Annotated in this window: 16 protein-coding genes; 1 reads left to right on the top strand and 15 read right to left on the bottom strand. The window is 43.1% G+C overall.

Annotation, left to right across the window (positions count from 1 at the left end):
• Nucleotides 1-89: 89 nt before the first annotated feature.
• From guaC to CBF27_RS12100, 15 genes are all read right to left on the bottom strand, one after another.
• Nucleotides 90-1067 carry a GMP reductase gene (guaC, locus tag CBF27_RS12170; RefSeq protein WP_126814700.1) on the bottom strand — a complete coding sequence of 326 codons (978 nt, stop codon included), beginning with the start codon at nucleotides 1065-1067 and terminating at the stop codon, nucleotides 90-92.
• Between the two features lie 174 nt (nucleotides 1068-1241).
• A complete protein-coding gene (locus tag CBF27_RS12165; RefSeq protein WP_170175111.1) occupies nucleotides 1242-2708 on the bottom strand; it encodes a helix-turn-helix domain-containing protein in 1467 nt (488 codons plus the stop codon).
• 529 nt (nucleotides 2709-3237) lie between these two features.
• Nucleotides 3238-3978 carry a hypothetical protein gene (locus CBF27_RS12160; protein ID WP_126814696.1) on the bottom strand — a complete coding sequence of 247 codons (741 nt, stop codon included), beginning with the start codon at nucleotides 3976-3978 and terminating at the stop codon, nucleotides 3238-3240.
• A gap of 12 nt (nucleotides 3979-3990) precedes the next feature.
• Nucleotides 3991-4857, bottom strand: coding sequence for an ATP-binding cassette domain-containing protein (locus CBF27_RS12155; RefSeq protein ID WP_126814695.1), 867 nt, complete (start codon nucleotides 4855-4857; stop codon nucleotides 3991-3993).
• 283 nt (nucleotides 4858-5140) lie between these two features.
• Nucleotides 5141-5785, bottom strand: coding sequence for a GntR family transcriptional regulator (locus CBF27_RS12150; protein ID WP_126814693.1), 645 nt, complete (start codon nucleotides 5783-5785; stop codon nucleotides 5141-5143).
• Nucleotides 5786-5800: 15 nt separating this feature from the next.
• The gene (gene purD, locus CBF27_RS12145) at nucleotides 5801-7057 is read right to left on the bottom strand and encodes a phosphoribosylamine--glycine ligase (protein ID WP_126814692.1); all 1257 of its coding nucleotides are present in this window, start codon (nucleotides 7055-7057) and stop codon (nucleotides 5801-5803) included.
• A 38-nt stretch (nucleotides 7058-7095) separates the two neighbouring features.
• A complete protein-coding gene (gene purH / locus CBF27_RS12140) occupies nucleotides 7096-8586 on the bottom strand; it encodes a bifunctional phosphoribosylaminoimidazolecarboxamide formyltransferase/IMP cyclohydrolase (protein WP_126814690.1) in 1491 nt (496 codons plus the stop codon).
• Nucleotides 8583-9167: a phosphoribosylglycinamide formyltransferase gene (purN, locus tag CBF27_RS12135; RefSeq protein ID WP_126814688.1), complete on the bottom strand. Its 585-nt coding sequence runs from the start codon at nucleotides 9165-9167 to the stop codon at nucleotides 8583-8585. The genes purH and purN overlap by 4 nt, the downstream gene beginning before the upstream one ends.
• Nucleotides 9164-10213 carry a phosphoribosylformylglycinamidine cyclo-ligase gene (purM, locus tag CBF27_RS12130; RefSeq protein WP_126814686.1) on the bottom strand — a complete coding sequence of 350 codons (1050 nt, stop codon included), beginning with the start codon at nucleotides 10211-10213 and terminating at the stop codon, nucleotides 9164-9166. Before purM ends, purN begins: the two co-directional genes overlap by 4 nt.
• Before the next feature lie 46 nt (nucleotides 10214-10259).
• The gene (gene purF / locus CBF27_RS12125; protein ID WP_126814684.1) at nucleotides 10260-11681 is read right to left on the bottom strand and encodes an amidophosphoribosyltransferase; all 1422 of its coding nucleotides are present in this window, start codon (nucleotides 11679-11681) and stop codon (nucleotides 10260-10262) included.
• Nucleotides 11666-13885, bottom strand: a complete 2220-nt coding sequence (purL, locus tag CBF27_RS12120; protein WP_126814682.1) for a phosphoribosylformylglycinamidine synthase subunit PurL — start codon at nucleotides 13883-13885, stop codon at nucleotides 11666-11668. Before purL ends, purF begins: the two co-directional genes overlap by 16 nt.
• A complete protein-coding gene (purQ, locus tag CBF27_RS12115; protein ID WP_126814681.1) occupies nucleotides 13885-14559 on the bottom strand; it encodes a phosphoribosylformylglycinamidine synthase subunit PurQ in 675 nt (224 codons plus the stop codon). The genes purL and purQ overlap by 1 nt, the downstream gene beginning before the upstream one ends.
• A gap of 2 nt (nucleotides 14560-14561) precedes the next feature.
• Entirely contained in the window at nucleotides 14562-14810 is a 249-nt protein-coding gene (gene purS / locus CBF27_RS12110; protein WP_126814679.1) for a phosphoribosylformylglycinamidine synthase subunit PurS, read from the bottom strand.
• Nucleotides 14811-14828: 18 nt separating this feature from the next.
• The gene (gene purC / locus CBF27_RS12105) at nucleotides 14829-15542 is read right to left on the bottom strand and encodes a phosphoribosylaminoimidazolesuccinocarboxamide synthase (protein ID WP_126814677.1); all 714 of its coding nucleotides are present in this window, start codon (nucleotides 15540-15542) and stop codon (nucleotides 14829-14831) included.
• Between the two features lie 461 nt (nucleotides 15543-16003).
• Nucleotides 16004-16861, bottom strand: a complete 858-nt coding sequence (locus tag CBF27_RS12100; protein ID WP_126814675.1) for a helix-turn-helix domain-containing protein — start codon at nucleotides 16859-16861, stop codon at nucleotides 16004-16006.
• Nucleotides 16862-16967: 106 nt separating this feature from the next.
• On the opposite strand from CBF27_RS12100, the gene CBF27_RS12095 reads away from it, so the two are divergent.
• Complete coding sequence (locus CBF27_RS12095; RefSeq protein ID WP_126814673.1) at nucleotides 16968-17504, top strand: ABC transporter transmembrane domain-containing protein; 537 nt, start codon at nucleotides 16968-16970, stop codon at nucleotides 17502-17504.
• Nucleotides 17505-17609 lie beyond the last annotated feature (105 nt).

The raw sequence follows: 17609 nt of genomic DNA, 5'->3' as shown, positions 1-17609 counted from the left end.
AGAATAACAAGTACAGACCGATATCGTCGTTGATTAGATTAAAAAAACGTTCGTCTAGCAAGTTAAAACGAACGTTTTCAAGTCTTATTTTAAAAAATGTCACCATTAAAAATCGAGTTTTTCACAATGACGTAATCCACTTTGCGGATGGCCTCAATATCTTTGCCGCCGGCGTATGAAATCGATGATTGTAAATCCTGCTCCATTTCCACTAACGTATCTGCCAAGCTGCCTTTATGCTGAATCCAAATTTTCTTTCCTTCAACATTTTTGCGCTCGCCTTTTTGATATTCCGAGGCACTGCCGAAATATTCTTTGTATAATACGCCGTCTTCAATTTTTGTGTCACCGGGCGATTCTTCGTGACCGGCAAATAAAGAACCAATCATCACCATGGTTGCACCGAAACGAATTGATTTGGCGATATCACCATGCGTCCGGATACCGCCATCAGCAATCAGCGGTTTGCGGGCTGCTTTGCTGCAGCGTCTGAGTGCCGATAATTGCCAGCCCCCTGTGCCAAAGCCTGTTTTCAATTTAGTGATACAAACTTTGCCCGGTCCGATACCGACTTTTGTGGCATCTGCGCCGGCATTTTCCAGTTCCCTCACTGCTTCGGGTGTGCCGACATTACCGGCAATCACAAATGTTTCCGGCAAATATTCTTTAATATGACCAATCATTTCAATCACACTGTTCGCGTGACCGTGTGCAATATCAATCGTAACGTAGTCAGGTACTAGCGCTTTCTCCGCAAGCTCCTTGACAAACGCATATTCACTGCTTTTCACTCCCACGCTGATGGATGTGAACAGATTTTTAGCCCGCATTTTTTCCATGAACGGGATACGGCTGGCTTCATCAAATCGGTGCATGATATAGAAATAGCCGTTGGCAGCTAAAAATTCAGCGATGTTTTCATCGATGATTGTTTGCATGTTGGCTGGAACGACAGGCATCCGGAACTCTCTTTTACCGAGCTTGACCTTTGTTTCACACTCAGACCGGCTATTCACAATACACTTGTTTGGGACGAGCTGGATATCTTCATAATCAAAAATTTTCACTTCAGAATTCCTCCTAAAAAATGTGGCACATTTGTAAAAGGGAAGACCAAAGACGACCAAATCATATGCTGTTTTTGGTTTCCCACATAACGCTACAACATTTTAGGATGAATTGCAAGTATTTACTTATTTTTAGCGGATATCCTCTATATAATGTTCGTGTTTTAGCGAATATTATAAATGAAACGTGATGCTCATCAGTTTATTTTGAATCAGTTCAAAAAGTTTCTCCCACCGGTTTTTATCGGTCAGAACATCCATGTAATAATATTCTTTTTCAACGAAATGTTCGACAACGGTATCTGAAATGATTAAATCCGCCCGTCGAATATCATTCGTAAACTGAACATTGGCCTCATTGAAGACGTGGCTGATTTTTCTTTTAATCATGTTGCCTCCGGTGATGCTGGCAGTGAACTCGACATAGATGAGAAAAGGTTTCCTCGAGTGCTCGCTATTGATTAAATTGCTGACAATCAGCATGCTGACATCAATGTTTTTAGTCGGCAGATTTTCCAAGGAAACAAACTGCAAATAGAAATTTTTCAGTTTCGCCAGAGTCTTATAGTTCTCCGGGGACATCTTCTCAAAAAAACTGCTGTCGGGCTTCATGACCAAATCATCAGGTACTTCAATATCAATTGAAACGTCAAATACTAAAAACAAGGTGACATAATACAGTTTTTCGTAATAATCGTCAGACAAAAATTCCCCGTTGAACCGTTCCCCTAGTTCAATCAGAAATTTATTTGCCGTATCGGTCAGTCGGTTGGCGCACGCAGCCAGCGACTTGCCGATTTCGATTCTTTCGCTTTCAGTATCCAGTTCGCTGATGACGATACGTGCAAAGTGATTGAAATACAACCGCTCATCCGATTGCTCGGGATAATTGTTGAAAACAGAGATGAAGTGGACGGACAAATCTTTTTTTTGGGAAAAGATACGGATGACTTCTTTTATTTCGTTGGGCAGCTCTACCCGGTGTCCGCTGACAAGCCGTTGTTTGATGATGTATAAGATATATTCCAGCTGCTTCAGTTTGACTGGATTCAGCGCGACTGCTTGTTGAATCGTCATGATTTCCTTAGTAGGTATGCCCGGAAATTTTCTGAAGCCTTTAAAGATATTCCAGTACAGATAGTAGTATAAATACCGTAATTTTTTTTCTTGAATGGCCAGATTTGACCGGACATTTTCTCCCCAGATAAATTTCAGTCCAAAGCTGTTAAATGTTTCTTCTATTTGATAGATTTTTTTATATAAACTGGAGGGTGTGATGTACAGTTTTTCTGCAAGTACAGAAACACTCGCATACTTTTCTTTAAACAAACATTCCAGAATGTTATACTCCAGCGAATTTTCCATATAAATCATTTTCAAGTAGTCGATGACATATTGCGGCGAACTGCTTTTAGGCAAGTGGAAGATAACTCTGCCTGAGGTTTTTTCGATATAAATATCATCATTTTCCAGATGGGCAGCGATATCCTCATTGATTTCGGCAATATATCGTTCGATTGTCCGTTCTGAAATCTCGAGGTTTTCTTTCAATGCAGATGCTAACACTATTTTGTCGTTGAAAATCAGTTCCTTTAACATTTTTAACTTTGCTTCTTCTTTTGCCGATAAAAACAAGTTCATATTTTCTCCTACCTTCTGCATAAATTCGGTAGAGGAAAGACTACCAACACATAGTCTTTGGTTTTTGGATAATATCCTGATTTTTTGAACACTTTTCCAAAAACAACCCCCATGAAAGCACGTTATATCTAATCCCTTATTCTGTTTAAAATAACTGACTGCATCATTCTGATAGTCCCACCAAAAATTTAGCGATGCTTTCGCAATTATATTAACCGACTTTGGTCTGGTAAGACAATAACTAAATTAAGAAACGGCTGTTACAGTGGTTTCAAATAACAGCAGCACTAAAACAAGCGTTATTCACCGATGTTTTTTTAAAAAAACTGACATGTGACAAAAAAGCTGAATTATCAATAAAAAAACGTACTTAAATAACACGAATCAATTTTGATTGGATTTAATTTTTCCAAAAAAATTGTAAGTTCATTAAAAATTTTCTTTTGTGCTCATTTGTACGGCAGAAAAGAAAATAAATTCATTTTTGTTTTTTAAAGCATTAAAAAAAACAGACTGCCGTCCGTTTTCATTACAAATTCTGTTTTTTTAATGTGTTCAGAGCAATCAGGATAAACACAGACATCATTAGTAGTGTCAACATGAAAGTCAATATTTTCATCCCTATAACACTGAAATGCAACATCACCGGAACTGTCAAGAACAGATTAGAAACAACACCGTTGACAAATTGAAAACCTAAGAATAGAAAAAAAGTCATGTTGCTTCCTTTCGTGATAATCGTCGCTGTCGAAATCATCACCAATGTATTGAGATAACCGACGAAATAAAACAGCAGCATTTCCCACAAAGACAAATCCGCCATGATCAACATGTTGCTGAAATTGCCAAAAAAATCGCTGACCGCCACCAGACCTACCTCAGTAAAAATCAGCAGCAACGGCACCAGATTCATCGCAATCACCAGAGCGATCGTCCACAATAAAGCAGCGCCTATTTTACAGAAAAACAGCTTGGTTCTTTCCACCCCCGAAGCAATCATTAGCGCCATCACATTGTTTTTATAATCCATCGCCATCAGATGAAACGGATATAAAAACATAAATACCAGATTGGCAACTACTGTCATCAATGTTATAAAAGTCATCACATCCTCCAAGACACTAACCGAGCCGTTCACACGGTCCGCCGCGAAAAGAAAGTAGACACAGGCGATGATGTTCAGGCAGCCGATGACCCCGGCAGAGATAAGATACTTCCTGTCTCTCAAATACTTGAATATTTCCATTTTAAAAATTAATTTTCCTGTCATGATATCCCCCGCTTAATTTAGTAAGTTGTCAAGAATGTTTACTACGGACATTTCATAGATGTCAATGTCACGCTCTCTCAACTGCGAATTGACCTGCGCCCAGCGCTCATCAGCGATGTTGACGCGGATCACTTCGCCTGCTAATTCTTGATAGTATAAATTGACGTCGTCTAAAATTGACAGAAACTGACTGAAATCCGACGTGCGGATATCTCGAATTTCTTTGCCTTCAACAGAAGCAAAATCAAGATGCTTGACCACTTTGCCTTTTTTCAAGACAAAAACTTCTTGGCATAATTCTTCAATATCATTTTTGACGTGGCTGGAAATAATCAAACTCATGCCGTTATCTCTCAACTGCCGCAAATAATTCTTGAACCAACTGACCGTTTCCATATCGAGTCCTCTGAACGGTTCATCCAAAATCAATACTGCCGGCTCATGCAGCAAAGCAATCAGCAAAATCAATTTTTTAGTCATGCCGTAAGAATAGTGAGTCACAGGCGAGTTCAGCACATCAGCAATATCAAGTTCTGCCGCCAAATCCAATGCCTTCCCCCGGTCGAACCCGCCTCTTAGCCCGGCAAAATAGGCGATATTAAACCAGCCGCTGCGATTTTTATAAACAGACATGTCATCAAGGACGATGCCTATTTGCAGGAGTACATCAGGCTGTTCTTTGGGTGATATGCCATCATAAAAAATATGCCCGTCGTAATCAACTATGATATTAGTCATGCATTTGAACAGCGTTGTTTTGCCTGCGCCGTTAGGTCCAATGACGCCATATGCTTTGCCTGATTCAAATGTCAGCGAAGAAACAGTCAGTGCTTCGAATACTCCGTAATGCTTCTTCAATTGTTCAATCGTTATGTCCATGATGCCCTCTTTTCTTCTCTTTTGGCACAAGCGGCCCGACTGCTTTTTTCAACCAGACTGCCTGATTCAATTAGCTTGGGAAAACGTATTTTTTTTAGTGTAACAATAATCACTCGGCTTTGCCACCCAAAAAGCAGCTATTTTCTCAGTTTCCGAGAATCCTTTGGTCTTTGCCGCAACACAAAAAGAACTGTCAGCTGCTTTCCATCCAGCTGGCAGTCCTTTAAGTGAACAAAAATGCAAGTGCTAAATTAATGACGTTTTGGAAAATCTGGCGACTCGCTTAAAGTTGTCTGTCGACTACCTCGAGTACCAGGTTGTTCAGAAATATCCGCAATTCTTTTCTGACCATTGCCCATTGATAAGATTCTAAATGCGGCAGCATGCGTTCAAAAAAACGCACGACTTGCTCATAGAAAACAATCGGCTTCAAGTCAGATATCCGGCTCGCACTCAGTTTGACATAGTTGCTTAGAATTAAGTTTAAAATGATTTGGTTCCTATTTTCAGAAAACAGACAACTGATGAACCGTTGAATTTCTTTGTTCAAGTTTTCAAAGTCTCTTAAAGCAAGCAGACGCTTGATCTTTTCGAAATGCTGATACAGTTCGTCAGATTCGACCATCATGCTTTTCGACTCAATCTGGAAAAAATAGTTGGACATTAACAGCTCAAGCAGCTGAATCCGCTCGACGAATTCGCGCCGGCTCATTTTTTTCCCTCTGACGTAGACACCGCGGTTCGGAAGACGAACCAGATAATCTTCCTCTACCAGCTGGTCCATCGCTTGTCTAACAGGCGTCCGGCTGACAGACAATTCATCAGCAATATCCTGTTCAATAAGTTTCATCCCCGAAATCCATTTTTCTTCTTGGATGTTTTGCTTTAAAAAGTTGTATACCCTTTCCTGCGTTATCTTTCGTTTCATTGGCTAAACACTCCGTTAGTCAATTCCTCTAAAGCCAATATCCTTTCGGAAGAAAAGTCCCTCCAAATTAATTTTACTCAACTCAGTGTAAACTTTTTCTTGCACTTCCGGCAACGTCTTTCCGTTCACCTCTAGAAGAAATACCCTGCCCCCATTTGATACAAGTCTTCCATCGATTCTACTAACTCCGGAATAATAAATTTTACCATCCACCTTTGACAAATCCGGAAGTCTCATCCCCTTTTTGTAACTTCCCGGATAGCCTTCGGCGGCAACAACCACCCCTAAACTAACTCCGTTTTGTTGCCAGTCGATTTGCGGTTTTTTTCCATTCAGCAAGTCATTAATGACCGCAGCCAAGTCACTCTTCAAGCGCGGCAGCACTACTTGCGTTTCTGGGTCTCCAAATCTCACATTAAACTCAATTACTTTCGGGCCAACATCTGTCAAAATCAACCCTGCATATAGAATACCATTAAAAGGGGTATTTTCGCTAGTCATAGCTTCAGCTGTCGGCTGGACGATGGTCCTGACAGCCTCTTCTACCACACTGTCCGGAATGTGGGGGACCGGCGAATAAGCGCCCATGCCGCCGGTGTTCGGCCCCTTGTCGCCATCATAAGCCCGCTTGTGGTCCTGGGCAATGACCATCGGGTAGACATCAGTCCCGCTGACAAATGAAAGCAGTGAAAATTCTTCCCCTTCAAGAAATTCTTCGATGACCACTTTCGCACCGCTTGCGCCGAAGCGGTTATCTGCTAAAATATCTGTCAAAACATGTGCCGCTTCCTGTTCATCCGCAACGATAAACACACCTTTACCGGCTGCTAGACCGTCTGCCTTGATAACCAAAGGATACGGCTGATTCCGGATATACGCCAATGCGTCCGGGAGGTTTTCAAACGTCTGGTAAGCCGCCGTCGGTATACCGTATTTCACCATCAACTGTTTTGCGAAATCTTTGGAACTTTCCAGCTGGGCCGCTGCTTTGTCAGGGCCGTAGATTTTTAAGCCCCGTTCCTGGAAATAATCAACGATACCCAGTGAAAGCGGCAGTTCCGGACCAACAAATGTCCATGCAATCTGGTGCTGTTCCGCAAAATCAGCCAGCTGCTCAAAAGCCGTTTCAGCGATTGCGATACTGGTGATTGTCGCATTGTCCATGCCGGCATTGCCCGGTGCACAATAGACATGTTCAACTTGCGTACTTTGAGAAAATGCATCCGCCAGCGCATGCTCTCTCCCGCCGCTGCCGATAACTAAAATTTTCATACAATCCTCCTGCTTTTCCTTGTCCCCGCACAGTCCCATTAGTGCTTAAAGTGACGGACACCTGTAAAGACCATCGCAATGCCGTGCTTGTTGGCCATGTCAATCGAATCCTGGTCTTTGATACTGCCGCCGGGCTGGACGATTGCCCGAATGCCGTGTTCGGCAGCAAACGCGACCGAATCATCCATCGGGAAAAAGGCGTCGCTTGCCAGCACACAGTCGGCTGTCCGTGCACCTGCCTGCTCCGCAGCAATTTTTAAAGACCCGATACGGTTCATCTGACCGGCTCCGATGCCCAATGTCTGGGATGCCGTTCCAAGCACTATTGCATTGCTTTTGACATGCTTGACGGCTTTCCAGTTAAACGCCAACGCACGCATCTCTTCTTCTGTCGGTTGACGTTCCGTCACACATTGCCATGCCGCCGGGTCGTCAGCTGTCGTATCCATGTCTTGTTCCAGATAACCGCCCAATACGGAAACAAATTCCCGTGCATTGTGTTGGTTCTGGGAAGAAAAATCCAACTGCAGCAAGCGCAAGTTCTTTTTCTTTGATAATAAAGCCAGTGCTTCCGGTTCAAAAGCCGGCGCAACAATGATTTCGAGAAAAATAGCTGACAGTTTTTCAGCAGTCGCCAAATCCACCGGCCGGTTTAAGATAACAATTCCCCCGAAAATTGATACCGGGTCTGCATCAAATGCTTTTTGAAAGGCGCCGAAAATCGTGTCTGCCGTCCCGATACCGCACGGGTTCATGTGTTTGATTGCAACCACTGTCGGCTCGCTGTATTCGCGAATCATCCGCAATCCGGCATCTGCATCCCGGATATTATTATATGACAGTTCTTTGCCGTTCAGCTGTTTGGCAGCTGCAATAGAAAAAGCCGGTGCCTCCGCATCTCTTATGAAACTGGCTTGCTGCTGCGGGTTTTCCCCATAGCGCAACACCGTTTCTCGATTGCCCAAATAGCGGGCAATCAAGCCGTCATAAGCTGATGTGTGTGCAAATACTTTCGCTGCCAGTTCCTTGCGGGTGGCAAGCGTCGTTTCACCACCGGCTTTCAACTCAGCCAGCACACGGTCATAGTCTGCCGGGTCTGTGATGACTGTCACAGCCGCATAATTTTTCGCCGCGCTTCTCAGCATGCTTGGGCCCCCGATATCAATGTTCTCAATCGCCTCATCAAGCGTGACATCCGGTTTGCTGATGGTTTCCGCAAAAGGATAGAGGTTGACACAGACAAAATCAATCGGTTGAATATCATGCGCCGCCAGCTGCGACAAATGACTGTCCAAATCCCGCCGTGCCAGCAGTCCGCCGTGAATCTTAGGATGAAGTGTCTTCACTCTGCCGTCCAGCATTTCCGGAAAACCGGTCACTTCTTCAATGCCAACCGTCGCAACACCGGCCTCTTCCAATGCCCGTTTGGTCCCTCCAGTAGAAATAATCTCGATTCCCTGATTTGCCAGCTCTTTTGCAAAAGCAACAATACCATTTTTATCAGACACACTAATTAAAGCTCTCCTCATGACTTGCGGTCTTCCTTTCTGCATTGAATTATTTCTTGAATCACTCGCGGATACAGCTGATGCTCCGCCTGATGAATCCGTTCCTCAAACGCCGCCAGCGTATCGTTAGGGTGTATCGGTACACGAACTTGTGCGATAATCGGCCCTGTATCGATGCCTTGGTCAACATAATGGACAGTGACACCAGATTCCGCTACTCCCGCTTTAAAAGCGTCTTGTATGCCGCTTTTCCCGGGAAACGCCGGCAAAAGCGACGGGTGAATGTTAATAATGCGGCTAGGAAACGATGACAGCAGCGTCTCGCCGATAATCCGCATATAGCCTGCCAGAACGATCAGTTCCACCTGATAGCCGTGTAAAAAATGCAGAATTCTCAACTCATAGTCAGTTTTCGATGAACATGATTTCGGCGAGAAGCTGATGACTGGTATATCGCGGCGCTTAGCCCGTTCAATCGCATAGGCGTCCGGCTGGTCAGAAAAAAGCATGACTATCTCCCCTTGAATCTCGCCGGTTTCGACAGCCTCTGCAATGGCCTCGAAATTGCTGCCGTTCCCTGATGCAAACACTGCTATCTTCATTTTTCTACCCCTTTAAAAATGATGGGCTCAGTGTCTTTTTCGGTAACTCTGCCGATAACAAACCCTTCTTCTCCCGTAGCGTTCAATTCTGCTATCACCCCTCTAGCATCGGTTTCAGAAACTGCTAAGACCATGCCGATTCCCATATTGAAAATTTCATACATTTCCCTCTCAGGAATCTGGCCATACGTTGACAATGCATCGAAAACAGGCAGTACAGGCCAGCTGCCAAGCTGGATTTCACAAGCACAGTCCGCCGGCAGCATACGTGGAATATTTTCCACAAAACCGCCGCCTGTGATATGCGCCGCCCCGTGCAGAAGATTTTTTTCCAACAGCGGCAGCAAGGCATTCACATATATTTTAGTCGGCGTCAATAATTCTTCCATCAACGGCTTGCCGGCCAGCTCCGGCAAACGGCTGTCGCCAGTAAAGTCATTTTGCTCGAAAAATACTTTGCGGACCAGTGAAAACCCGTTGGAATGAAGGCCACTCGCAGGTATGCCTATCAGCACATCTCCGGCTGTGATTTTAGAACCGTCAATCAGTTTTTCCTTATCAACGATTCCCACTGTAAAGCCGGCCAAATCATAATCCGTATCAGCATACATCCCCGGCATTTCAGCTGTTTCGCCGCCGATTAATGCGGCTCCCGCCTGCACACAGCCTTCAGCGACACCGGAAACGACTTGTTCAATTTTTTCAGGCACATTTTTGCCTGTCGCTAAATAATCAAGGAAAAATAACGGACGCGCTCCCTGGACCACGATGTCATTCACACACATTGCAACACAATCTATCCCTATTGTATCATGTTTATTTGCCTGAATAGCCAAAAGCACTTTTGTACCTACACCGTCCGTTCCGGAAACAAGCACCGGATTTTCCACCTGATAGGCACTTAAATCGAAACAGCCGCCAAACCCGCCGATAGCTCCCATAACGCCGAGATTCCTTGTCCTATCAACATGTTTTTTAATTCGCGCGACCACTTCATAGCCCGCTTCCACATCAACACCCGCTCGAACATAGGCATTTTTTGTCATTTATTTCTCCTTTCATACGACACAATTTTGTTTCTTTAAGGTTATTTTATTCATTATTTATCAGCAGACAATCCTCAAAATCATACAAAGGAGTCGGGTAGTCGCCATTGAAATAAGCCATGCACAAACCTGTATACGGCGCGTCAAAATTCAAGCCTATCGCTTCAATCAAGCCTTCTTCGCTGAGAAACTCCAACGAGTCTGCACCAATCATTCCACAAATTTCTTCAACTGTATGATTGTTCGCAATCAGTTCTTTTTTCGTTTGGATGTCGATACCATAAAAGCACGGGTATCTCAGCGGCGGCGACGCAATCCGTACGTGCACTTCTTTTGCCCCGGATTCTTTCAGCAGCTGAACAATGCGCCGGCTGGTCGTGCCGCGGACAATTGAATCGTCAACCATAATGATGCGCTTGCCTTCAACAACCCCTCTGACCGCTGAAAGTTTCATCCGTACGCCTTCCTCACGCAATTCTTGAGTCGGCTGGATAAACGTTCTGGCGATGTACTGGTTTTTGACAAGTCCCATCTCGTAAGGAATGCCGCTTTCCTCGGCATAGCCGCTGGCTGCTGACAGGGATGAATTCGGCACACCGATGACCATGTCGGCATCGACAAACGCTTCCTTAGCTAATTTTTTCCCGGAACGCTTCCGTGCGGTATGGACATTCACACCGGCGATATTGGAATCCGGCCGTGCGAAATAAATGAACTCCATGGCACAGATAGCATACTGTGTGTTATCCGTGTATGTTTCGATTGTATACCCGCTGTCATCAATAATTACCAGCTCGCCGGGACCAACGTCGCGCAAGTGCGTGGCGCCAATCACTTCTAAAGCACATGTCTCGCTGGCGACTACATAAGCACCGTTTTTCATCTGTCCGATTGACAGCGGTCTGAACGCATTCGGGTCCAGCGCAGCATACAGTCTTTCTTCGGTCAGCAACAGATAGGCAAAACCGCCTTTCACCTGATTCAGCGCTTCTTTCAGTTTGCCTTTGAATGTGTCTTGGCTGCTTTTTCTGATTAAATGCATCAACACTTCGGTATCAGAATTGGAATGAAAAATCGCTCCGCCCCGTTCAAGGTCATTGCGTAAACTTCTGGCATTCGTCAAGTTGCCATTGTGCGCCAGCGCCACAGACCCATCAAAAAAGTTGAATAGAAACGGCTGGATGTTGTCGATTTTACTGACTCCGGATGTGCCGTACCGGACATGACCGACGGCAGCGTGTCCTTTTAACTTCTCCAAGTCTTCATCGGCCGAAAAAACTTCGGCTAAAAGACCTAAATCACGATGAACATACAGTTCACCGTGATTATTTGACACAATACCGGCGCCTTCTTGGCCCCGGTGCTGCAAGCTGTGCAGCCCGAAATAAGCGACTTTTGACGCTTCAGGATGGTTCCAGATGCCAAACACACCACATTCTTCGTGTAATCCTTTTATTTCAATAGACATGGTATGGCTTCCTCCCACACTTTCTTCGCTTCTGAGGTCGACAATTCAATCTGTCCGTCGCCGGTTGTGATGGATAATAAACCAGACGACGTTACTGTCCCAAGCTGCTTGACAAAATCAGGCGCAATCGCATCAAATGCCGCCTGCTTATCCGGCGAAACGGATACGACGAAACGTGATTGTGTTTCTGAAAACAACAGCGCGGTCTCCATATCGACAGTCACATCAATGCCCAGCTCTTTCTCAAATGCCGACTCTGCCAGAGCCACTCCCAAGCCGCCTTCCGACACGTCATGGGCACTGGCAATGTAGCCTTTTTTAATGGCTGTCAAGACAAAATCCTGAACCGCTTTTTCAACAGTCAAATCCAACGGCATCAGTTTGCCCTCAATTTTGCCAGTCAGCATTTTTTGGAGCTCCGATCCGTTGAAATCAGCCTGAGTGCCGCCAATGACATAAATGGCATCGCCTGCCTGTTTGAACGCCTGTGTTGTGATATCGGCTAAATCATCTACCAGTCCGACCATCCCGATCATCGGGGTCGGATAAATAGCTGTGTTGTCTATCTCGTTGTAAAGAGACACATTACCAGAAATAACCGGTGTATTCAGTACGCGGCAAGCTTCGCTGATACCGTCGGCAGAATACCACAGTTCCCAGTAAACTTCAGGTTTATCCGGCGAACCATAGTTCAAACAATCAGTGATGGCCAGCGGGCGTCCCCCGCTTGCGACAATATTGCGCGCAGCTTCCGCTACAGCGATTTTGCCGCCGATTTCCGGGTCCAAATACACATAACGTGCATTACAGTCGGTCGTCATCGCCAGTGCTTTTTCCGTCCCTTTGATGCGCACCACTGCCGCATCGCTTCCCGGTGTCACAACCGTATTGGTACCTACTTGTGAATCATACGTTTCGTAAATAGATTTTTTCGATGCAATCGTCGGTTGTTTCAATAAGGACAACAGTGTGGCGTTACCGTCTGTAATGACTGGTTTAAAGTCTGCCATCTGCTGAAACTGCTGATAACGGGCAGGTTCTTGGTACGGCAGGTCATAAACCGGTGCATCTTCAGCCAGAGCATCCACCGGGATATGAGCAACCTCTTCGCCATTGTGGAACAAATGGTAGTAGCCGTCATCAGTCACTTCCCCGATAACCACCGCATCCAGATCATAGGCGGAGAACAGCTCTTTGACTTCCTGTTCATGGCCTTTCAGTACACATAGAAGCATACGCTCCTGAGATTCGGACAGCATCATTTCATACGCCGTCATGCCTGATTCCCGCTGCGGGACATCGTCTAAATTCAGGCGCAGACCGGCACCGGCTTTTGAAGCCATCTCAGAACTGGATGATGCCAAACCGGCAGCCCCCATGTCCTGAATACCAACTAAAATATCGCTGTGATTTAAAATCAGTTCCAGACACGCATCCATCAGCAGCTTTTCCATGAACGGATCGCCCACTTGAACAGCTGAACGTTGCTGCTCTTCGCCTTCGGAGAATTCCTCAGAAGCGAAGGTCGCACCGTGGATGCCGTCACGACCGGTTTTGGCGCCGACATACATAATCGAGTTGCCGACCCCTTTAGCCTGTCCTTTTTGAATGTCTTCATGATTAATCAGTCCGACACACATCGCATTGACCAGCGGATTGCCCTCGTAGCACGCATCAAATGCAATCTCGCCGCCAACAGTCGGGATACCGATACAGTTGCCGTAGCCGCCGATGCCGGCAACTACTTGGTCAAGCAAAAACTTCGTCCGGTTATTTGTCAATTCGCCAAAACGCAACGAATCCAGCAGGGCAATCGGTTTTGCCCCCATACTGAAAATATCGCGGATAATACCGCCCACGCCCGTAGCCGCCCCTTCATAAGGTTCGACTGCAGACGGGTGGTTGTGGCTTTCCGCCTTGAACACTACAGCTTGACCATCGCCAATATCAACAATCCCTGCTCCTTCGCCCGGCCCCTGCAGCACTTGCGGACCACTTGTCGGAAACTTTTTCAAAACTTTTTTCGAACTTTTATAAGAGCAGTGCTCGCTCCACATCACGGAAAAGAGACCCGCTTCTGTGTAGTTCGGCATTCTGCCTAGAATATCCTCCTCAACCATCCGGTATTCTTCATCTGTCATACCCCACTGACGGTAAATTTTCTGTTCTTTGATTTCCTGCGGAGTTGGTTCAAATGTCGTCATTAGTTTGCCACCTCTTTAAAATGATTGATTATGGACGTGAAAAATTTCAGACCATCTTCAGACCCCAGCAGCTCCTCAACCGCCCGCTCAGGATGCGGCATCATGCCCAGCACATTCCCCGCTTTGTTCGTGATGCCGGCGATGTCCGCCAGACTGCCATTCGGATTGTCTGCATAAGTAAACACGATTTGATTATTGTCTTTCAGCTCCTGAAGTGTCTCCTCATCGCAATAGTAATTGCCCTCGCCGTGCGCAATCGGCAGGTGAATCAGCTCGTTTTCTTCATAAGCATTTGTAAAAATGGTCGTGTTGTTGACTACTTTTAACGGTGTGGTCTTGCAGATAAAAGACAGACTCTTGTTTTTCAGCAAGACGCCCGGCAAAAGTCCGGCTTCTGTCAAAATTTGAAACCCGTTGCACGTGCCAAAGACCAGTTTGCCTTCTTCTGCAAAACGAACAACTTCATCCATAATATTTGAGAAACGAGCAATCGCTCCGCATCTCAAATAATCACCATAAGAAAATCCGCCAGGCAGCAGAACACCGTCGAAACCGTCCAAACTTGTTTCATTGTGGGAAACAAACTCTGCATCTATGTTGGCGATGTTTTTTGCCGCCCACAACAAGTCATGGTCGCAGTTCGAGCCGGGAAATACGATGACAGCAAGTTTCATTCTTATTCTTCCTCCATAATTTCATAACGATAGCTTTCCATGTTCACATTCGACAGCAGTTTATTACAAATGTCTTCCACCACGTCAGAAACGTCTCTGTCCGACTTGGCAATCTTCAGCTCGAAATATTTTCCCATCCTCACATCGGCGACTTCTTCATAATCAAGCTTGTGAATAGCTTTTTTGACCGCTTCACCTTGAGGGTCCAGAACAGATTCTTTATACATGACGTAAACTTTTGCTAAATACATTTTTATTCTCCTTTTGAGTTAATTGATATGTGTCAGGCGTCTTAAAACTTCTTTGTAAACAGGAATGACATCCCCTAAGTCACGGCGGTACAAATCTTTGTCTAATCGTTCATTCGTGTCCATGTCCCATAAACGGCAAGTATCTGGTGTGACCTCGTCTCCGAGCAGAATCTGACCGTCTTCATCTTTGCCAAACTCGATTTTAAAGTCCACTAGACGGATGCCGATGGATTCAAAGATACGAATCAGCGCCTCATTCACTTCAAATGCCCGGCGTTTGATTTTAATGATTTCTTCATCAGTTGCAATATCAAGAAATACGACATGGTCATCATTGATAATCGGATCATGGAGTGCATCATTTTTGTAATAAAATTCAATAATCGGTCTGACTAGCGGCGTGCCTTCTGCAACACCTAATCTCTTTGAAAAACTTCCGGCAGCAACATTTCTCACAACTACTTCCAGCGGCAACATGTGCAGTCGTTTGACCAATTGTTCGGTTTCTGATGTTTTTTTAATGAAGTGATTCGGCACATTGTAATCAGACAATATCTCAAAAATCAGGCTGGTAATCTGATTGTTCAGTGCCCCTTTGGAAGCCATCTGTTCTTTCTTTAATCCATCCAGAGCAGTGATCTGGTCCATGTACTGCACCAGCAGAACGTGTTCGTCCGCTGTTTCATAGATGCGCTTGGCCTTACCTTCATAAAGCAGTTTCAACTCATTCAAATCCGAATATCCTCCTTATAAAGTACAAAAATGTATGACTATTAATTACCATTATTCTAACAAGCGAAAAACGCTTAGTCAACAAAAATTCGTATGTTTATCACACAACACAAATAATCGTTCGGATTTTTTAATCGTTCTCTTATTTTGAATTCGCTTTCGTAAATTTGTTTGCCTTTTATGCGAATTATTTTTGACGATTATGTTTTCCTGTCAGCAAACCTAGGCAGTTCCTTTCTTGGGATTTCTAAAAAATGTCGATTACGGCATTTTGATTATTCTTGTTTTAAGGAAAGTATAATAATAAACGTATAAGTTGACAGAGAGGAGGAAATATAATTATCAAAATCTAGAGGCTGGATTATTGTAATCATCAAGCCCTAATCTAATGCTTCAGCTACTCAGCAAAAATTAGGGATTATGAGACTAAAACAAGAAATTTTAAGAATAAATCTCTATTCTTAAAATTTCTTGTTTTTTTGATAAAATTGATGCAATTTCGTTCCATATTCAGTCATATCTAAAAAATTGAATACGTTAACAGCTTGGTTGATTTTTTCTAAAAATGAATTGTCGGGAATTTCTCTATAAAAAACTAGATTTTTAAAAAATGTAAACATATTTTTATTAAAAAAGTTATTTGGTGTTGTTGGCATGTTTTCGATAATGGAAAAAAATGCTGCCGCATAAGAGTCGCAATTGTTTTCAATACAATAACCTATAAAATTTATTAAAATCGTTTCTACGAGTAAAGGCTCAATTTCTATTAGATTGGGTTTGGAAGTAATCGAATTAATAAGAGTAAGATTACTTTCTAAATCATAAAAATCAATCATATTATTATATAGACTTAATCTGAAGGAATCCCAGTTATTCATATCAAAAATTTTTTGTTTAAAAAATTGTTTGTTTTCTTCGGTTAATAAGTTTTTGTCTTGGTTTATATTAAACAAAGTAAGTTTGATTAAATTAGTATAAAATATATAATTGTAATCGTTTTTTTGAAAAATATTATTCAGATTTTCTTCTATTCTTTTTAAATGACTCACATCTAGTTGATAATAAGCCTGTTCTATTTCATTGGAAATAGCAGTGTTTAATGAGTTTTTATACACATCATTCAGGTTAACTAATTCAAAAAAATCAGTTACAGAAATATTGTTTTTTTGAAGTATGATCAATAGATTATCTGCGCTGATTTGATGGATACCACGTTCAACCTTTGAATAGTAAGAAGTTGTGACGATATCATGACACATTTCTTTTTGTGATAACCCTCGCTCAATGCGTATTTTTTTTAGTGTATTGCCTATATCCATTCAATCCATGTCTCCTTTCATTTGTCTTATACGACATATTTAGACGACTCATCTTTAATTACTATATACTAAATATAAAAAGATAAACATACTAAGGAGCGAAAAAATGAAAAATATAATAAAAAAATTCTGGAAAGAAAATTTAGTCGTGTTTCTATTAATGATGGGGGCAGGGGTAAGTACAACACTTGCAAGTTTTGTTAACGCAACAATTTTCAATGCTTTGATTAAGTTTGATTTCGGATTATTCTTATCGAGTATTCTTAAATTAGTTGTTGTATTCTCTATTTTTTTGATTTTTACCTATTTTCACATTATTCAATCCAGAAAAACAACTCAAAAAATGGCGAAATATTTACGTATTCAGATAACTGATAGAATGAGTCGTCTGTCTGCTACAGATTTTAAAAAGAAGAATGAAGGATACTATACATCTTGGTTAAGCAACGATATTAGCCAAATTGAAGATCAAGGGTTTTCAAAGTTTTACGAGTTGCTTTCTAATTCAATTAATTTATCTTTAGCCCTGATAGGATTACTTTATATACATTGGTCTCTTTTAATCATCACGATGATTGAAGTCATAATTATTATGCAGTTACCCAACATATTTAAACGTAATGGACAGGCTACACTGGACTAGACAATAAAAATAAGGTGTGTAAACTATAATAAAACACACTGGAGGAATCAACATGTCAGAACGTAGACCGAGACGGACATTTACCAAGGAATTTAAACAGCAAAT

The sequence above is a fragment of the Vagococcus acidifermentans genome (assembly GCF_003987655.1).
GTDB classification, from domain to species: domain Bacteria; phylum Bacillota; class Bacilli; order Lactobacillales; family Vagococcaceae; genus Vagococcus_B; species Vagococcus_B acidifermentans.
Note: the sequence above shows the minus strand (reverse complement) of the source record. Positions and strands in the feature narration are given on the sequence as shown.

Coding starts and splice junctions, on each gene's coding strand:
- purF (WP_126814684.1), bottom strand. CDS start 11,681: ATGTCTATTGAAATAAAAGGATTACACGAAGAATGTGGTGTGTTTGGC.
- purS (WP_126814679.1), bottom strand. CDS start 14,810: ATGTATTTAGCAAAAGTTTACGTCATGTATAAAGAATCTGTTCTGGAC.
- CBF27_RS12165 (WP_170175111.1), bottom strand. CDS start 2,708: ATGAACTTGTTTTTATCGGCAAAAGAAGAAGCAAAGTTAAAAATGTTA.
- purD (WP_126814692.1), bottom strand. CDS start 7,057: ATGAAAATTTTAGTTATCGGCAGCGGCGGGAGAGAGCATGCGCTGGCG.
- CBF27_RS12150 (WP_126814693.1), bottom strand. CDS start 5,785: ATGAAACGAAAGATAACGCAGGAAAGGGTATACAACTTTTTAAAGCAA.
- CBF27_RS12155 (WP_126814695.1), bottom strand. CDS start 4,857: ATGGACATAACGATTGAACAATTGAAGAAGCATTACGGAGTATTCGAA.
- purN (WP_126814688.1), bottom strand. CDS start 9,167: ATGAAGATAGCAGTGTTTGCATCAGGGAACGGCAGCAATTTCGAGGCC.
- CBF27_RS12095 (WP_126814673.1), top strand. CDS start 16,968: ATGAAAAATATAATAAAAAAATTCTGGAAAGAAAATTTAGTCGTGTTT.
- CBF27_RS12160 (WP_126814696.1), bottom strand. CDS start 3,978: ATGACAGGAAAATTAATTTTTAAAATGGAAATATTCAAGTATTTGAGA.
- purL (WP_126814682.1), bottom strand. CDS start 13,885: ATGACGACATTTGAACCAACTCCGCAGGAAATCAAAGAACAGAAAATT.
- purQ (WP_126814681.1), bottom strand. CDS start 14,559: ATGAAACTTGCTGTCATCGTATTTCCCGGCTCGAACTGCGACCATGAC.
- CBF27_RS12100 (WP_126814675.1), bottom strand. CDS start 16,861: ATGGATATAGGCAATACACTAAAAAAAATACGCATTGAGCGAGGGTTA.
- purH (WP_126814690.1), bottom strand. CDS start 8,586: ATGAGGAGAGCTTTAATTAGTGTGTCTGATAAAAATGGTATTGTTGCT.
- purM (WP_126814686.1), bottom strand. CDS start 10,213: ATGACAAAAAATGCCTATGTTCGAGCGGGTGTTGATGTGGAAGCGGGC.